Genomic DNA, 4,644 nt, shown 5'->3' with positions numbered 1-4,644 from the left:
ATCCACGATCTGGCTCGCGGCGTTGAGCAATTGCACGGTTATCCCGCTGATGCCCGTTTCGCCGTGATCCTGAACATTGTCGCCGTTGGCGTCCGCATAGACGGAGCCTACTAGGTAGCTCGGCGGTGCAGCGACAATAGTGACCGAGGCGGTGCCGGCCCCAATCTGGTTATTGGGAATCTGCGCGGGATCATTGCTCCCGGTATCCTCAGCGTCAACCGTGACCTCGCCGAGTGAAAATTGCGTATGGAATTGCACGATCCCCGCCGTGTTGGCAGTCATCTGAATGCGATCCAGCAGGACGGGATTACTCCCCAACGCAGCGTAGTAGAAAGGAATTCCTGACGGATGCAACGCTTCGCTCCCCTGCACGTTCAACACGACGCCTGGTGTGCTGGTGGCATCGCCGCGTATAGCGCCCGTGGGGGTTGGGTAGCTTGGACCCGCCGTGATAATTCCGGTGGGTGTCGCGCCGGCCGTGCCGCCTCCCTGGGCTGCATACGTCACGTCGACATCGCCCCCAGCGATACCGGCGTAACTAACCGCGCGCAAGTCTTGCACATACACATCAACGTAAAATGTCGTTCCAACAGGTACAGGCCCAGTGAGAGGCGTATCCGAGCTGTCCGTGGGCACCAACAGGTACTGTGCTTCCGGGACCGCCGAATTGATTGTCTCGAGTTCGTCGACGATATCCAGCACGTTGACGAAGCCATCCCCGTTAACATCCATGGCGGCCGACGAGTCCGACGTGATGGCTGCCGGCGTCGCGGTATTCGTTCCGCTCGCAGAAGAGTGGCCCGAGATCGCGGTCATGCCATGAGCGTTGACGTATTGGGCGATTGCCACGACGTCCAAGACGTTAACGTAACCGTCGTGGTTGACATCGCTGGCCGCAAAGCCTGCGGCCGTGCTGGCCGTCAAAAGGGCGCGATCCTCGAGCGATTCCAATCGCAAGCTCCGCGCGCGTGGGCGTGCACTCTTCGTGGTTCGTTGCCTGCTGCTAGCCCGTCGCCATTGTGTGAACAACTTCATTCGCATAAATCCGCCAATCCCTGATGCGGTCGCCTGGTGACTGATCCTGATACAAGGAAGAGCCGACTCTACCGATTTCACGAAGTGAGTATTGCGAACCCGAAGAGGGACCGCAACCCGCGATGCTGCAATACCCCCCTTGCGAGTAGCCTTGCTGGCATGGCAAGGGTGTGCTCGAATTCAGCCCCCTATTGCCAGGTTGGCCGGCGTTCGATCCTCTAGTATTTTTGGTCTACACTGGCTTCTTCGCCGCTCTGAAAACCCGATTTAAAGCCATCAATGACCGACCGTTCTCAAAAGCTCTGGGGTACTCAAGCGACGCTGGGTCCGGCCCGTCATAGCACGCAGCACAGGACGATCGGAGCTGTGGGATCACTTGCAGGGCGTCTTCTTGTGGTTCTGGTTCTCGCCGCTTTCCCGCGGCCCGTTGCATCTCAAGGGGCGATCGAAAACGTGCCGGCCGACTTTTATGTCGCCGAGAACGGACGCGACGATTGGTCGGGGCGTTTAGCCGCGCCAAACGACGCCGAGAGCGACGGCCCTTTCGCGACGATCGCGCGAGCGCGCGACGCGGTGCGCAAAGAAAAAGAAACCGCCGCCAAGCCCAATTCCACCATCCTGATTCGAAGCGGCATCTATCGATTGAGGAAGACGCTAGTGTTTTCGCGTGACGACTCTGCACCACAGGGTGGGACGATTGCGTACGCGGCTTATCCAAACGAACGACCGATTCTTACCTCGGGCGTTCCCCTGCGAAACTGGCGACGTCCGCGCGAAGAGCCAGCAAATCTTCCCGCGGCCGCGCAGGGCAACGTGTGGGTCGCAGATCTTCCGCCTGAAATCGATCGAATGTTCACCCTATATGACGGCGACGTTCGGCTTCCCAGGGCGAGGGGAGAGGGCTTCGCGCCGGTCGACTCGGTCGACAAGACCACCGCTCCGGACCGGCTCACGTTTCCTGCTGGTGCCTTGCACGACTGGCCCGATTTAAAAGAGGGCGAACTCCTCGTCATCCCGACCGCCGATTACGAAATGAGCATTTTACCACTGGCCTCGGTTGACGAACAAACGCAGATCGCCACGACGAGCGCTGCCGCCTCGCGTCCGATTGGCAAGGTCAAGTTTGTCCCAATCAGCGCCTGGGTCGAAAACGTACTGGAAGTCCTCGATCAGCCGGGCGAGTGGGCGGTGAATTTGCCAGAGCGAAAGGTATACCTTTGGCCGCGCGGCGCGCAACCCGGAGAAAATATCGTGGCTCCGATGCTGACAGAATTACTGCGCGTCGAAGGAACGATCGACGACGATCGTGCGATCGACAGGCCCGCGACGGGATTGGTCTTTCGAGGACTTACGTTCAGCCATGCAGAGCGCTACCCATGGCAGGGCGATACCGGTTGGGGGTTGCAACATCATTGGGAAATGTTTGATCGTCCGACAGCGGCCCTGCGTTTTCGAGGTGCGGAAGAATGCGTCGTCGAAAGGTGCCGTTTCGTCGCCAGTAGCGGAAGCGGCATCCGACTCGACCTTTCCTGCCAAAAGAACCACATCGTGGGAAATGAGATCGCGCATCTCGGCGGAGTAGGAGTTCTACTGGCAGGGTATGGACCAGGCGCGAAGGACGTGAATCGCGGCAACGAGGTCAGTAACAACTGGATTCACCACACGGGCGAAATTTATTGGGCGACGCCCGCGATCATGATTTGGCAGAGCGGCGAAAACCGGGTGGCGAACAACCTGATTCACAATATCCCCTATAGCGCCATCACAGTGAGCACGCGCGCCGGATGGAATCGGGAGAAGCCTGATGCCGATCGAACCGTCCGCTGGTCCGAGATCGCCGAGCAAGAGTTAGGCGACTGGCAAGTGCGCGAGCCGTACATGCACGCCCGCAGGAACATCGTTGAGCGGAACGAGATTCATCACATCATGGAGATCATGGGGGACGGCGACGGAGTTTACATCTCGGGCACCGGCCGTGACAACGAAATACGGCACAACTATATCCACGATAACGATAGCGATGGGATGGCCGACGGCATTCGCTGCGACGACGACCAACACGAGACCACGATTAAGGGAAACATCATCTATCGAACGCGATGTATCGGGCAAGGAATCTGCAGCAAGGGGGTGAACCACATCGTCAACAACATCGTGGCCGATCTTTTGCCCAGCCGGCGCCCGATCCGGCCGGAGCGCGTCGTGCGCGGATATATAGGCCTCGAAGTCAATCCTGTGACCGGATCGCGCATCGAGAGGAATATTGTCGTTGCCCAAAACAATACGTGTCCACCGATGATTCAGAACCGCCGCTATGGGCAAGCGGGCGAGCCACGGCTGCGAGAATGCCAGGCAGATTACAATTTGTATTACTGCTTCGCCGACTCTGCGTGGGGGCGCAAGCACCTGCAAGCCGAGCAAGAGTTTGGCGTCGAGATGCACAGCCTGTCGACGGACCCGTTGTTCGACAATTTCGACCAGGGCGATCTGCGACTGAAACCCGACTCACCGGCGCTTAAACTCGGATTCGAACAAATTGAGATTTCCAAAATCGGCCTCAGGCCCGATCATCCCTATGCTCCGCCGAAGGCGCGCACTGCACTCCGGTCCGATGAACGAGTGCATGATGCGCCCTGAGGAATGTCGGTGGCGCGAAACGATTGCTCGTCCTGCTAACGCAAGGTATTTGCGACGCCGCCAGTCCGCTCGAACATGGTCCGCGAGCGTTGCAAACTAGGAATCCAAGGCGATATCGATTTTCACCCGCATCTCGCGGATCGAATCGGCCTTGAAAACGTACTTTCTGCAGGGCGATTGCACGGTCGAGTTAAACTCAATCTCGCCGTCGGCCATGGTGCGGCCGAAGACAGAGATGCCGCGGTATTCGTCCAGCACCTTGGTTACGTCATAGGACTCTTTGGTATCGATAGACATGGGCGACGACCTGGAATTGTGATTCTTGCGCCAACGTTTGCAAACTCTACGTCACACAAGCGGCGCGCGTTAAAGTCCGCCTTTAGCGGTCGCAACGGCATGGGGCGGGCAAAACAATACGGCCGAATGCGCGAAGAATAATCCGTGCGATTTGCCCGACGTGGTGTCGCCAGCTCCATTTGCGGCCCGCTCACGGATAGAATGTCGCCATGTCCATTGTCCCTCCCGCCCGCCGACATTGGTTCCGCTTCAGCCTGCGGACGTGGTTCGTCGTGGTGACGGGCACGGCCGTGTTTCTAGGTTGGATAGTCTTCGACCCTCCGGGCACCTATCAGACCAACTCATTTCCCAATCGAGCAAGCTGGCAGGGTAATAAGTTTTGGTTTCATTGGAGCGTCAGGGACGGCTCGGATGAGCGAATCGCCATAGACTTGAATCGGCCTTTTGTTTGCGCTACGTGCATTGTTGCCTACGCCAAAGGCAATATGGGAAGCACGGTATACTGCATGCTAGTGCTGATCGCCCTTGAACGGCTGGTCTTGCCCCTGTGGGTCCTCGCCGCCATCGTCGTCTGGAAAATCGGACGGGCGCTCGCCGCGCGTCATGGGATCCAAATGTTTCGGCACATCGTGAAGGATGATGCCGTGCGCCGGCCTCCTCCCTCTTCGCGCTACA

General features: G+C 58.5%; 4 protein-coding genes. 2 read left to right on the top strand and 2 right to left on the bottom strand.

What is annotated here, in order from left to right; genetic code table 11:
• Positions 1 to 951, bottom strand: a 951-nt coding sequence (locus VGG64_04745) for a dockerin type I domain-containing protein (GenBank protein HEY1598886.1), incomplete at its 3' end; no start/stop codon positions are given.
• A gap of 477 nt (positions 952 to 1,428) precedes the next feature.
• Between VGG64_04745 and VGG64_04740 the strand changes: the two genes are divergently transcribed.
• Positions 1,429 to 3,672 (top strand): right-handed parallel beta-helix repeat-containing protein, encoded by a 2,244-nt coding sequence (locus tag VGG64_04740; GenBank protein ID HEY1598885.1) that lies wholly within the window; start codon positions 1,429 to 1,431, stop codon positions 3,670 to 3,672.
• A gap of 96 nt (positions 3,673 to 3,768) precedes the next feature.
• On the opposite strand, the gene VGG64_04735 is transcribed toward VGG64_04740, so the two are convergent.
• Positions 3,769 to 3,969: a hypothetical protein gene (locus tag VGG64_04735; protein HEY1598884.1), complete on the bottom strand. Its 201-nt coding sequence runs from the start codon at positions 3,967 to 3,969 to the stop codon at positions 3,769 to 3,771.
• Between the two features lie 209 nt (positions 3,970 to 4,178).
• Here VGG64_04735 and VGG64_04730 point away from each other — a divergent pair.
• A partial coding sequence (locus VGG64_04730; protein ID HEY1598883.1) for a hypothetical protein occupies positions 4,179 to 4,644 on the top strand: 466 nt, incomplete at its 3' end.

This window comes from Pirellulales bacterium (genome assembly GCA_036490175.1).
Taxonomy (GTDB): Bacteria; Planctomycetota; Planctomycetia; order Pirellulales; family JACPPG01; genus JACPPG01.
Note: the sequence above shows the minus strand (reverse complement) of the source record. Positions and strands in the feature narration are given on the sequence as shown.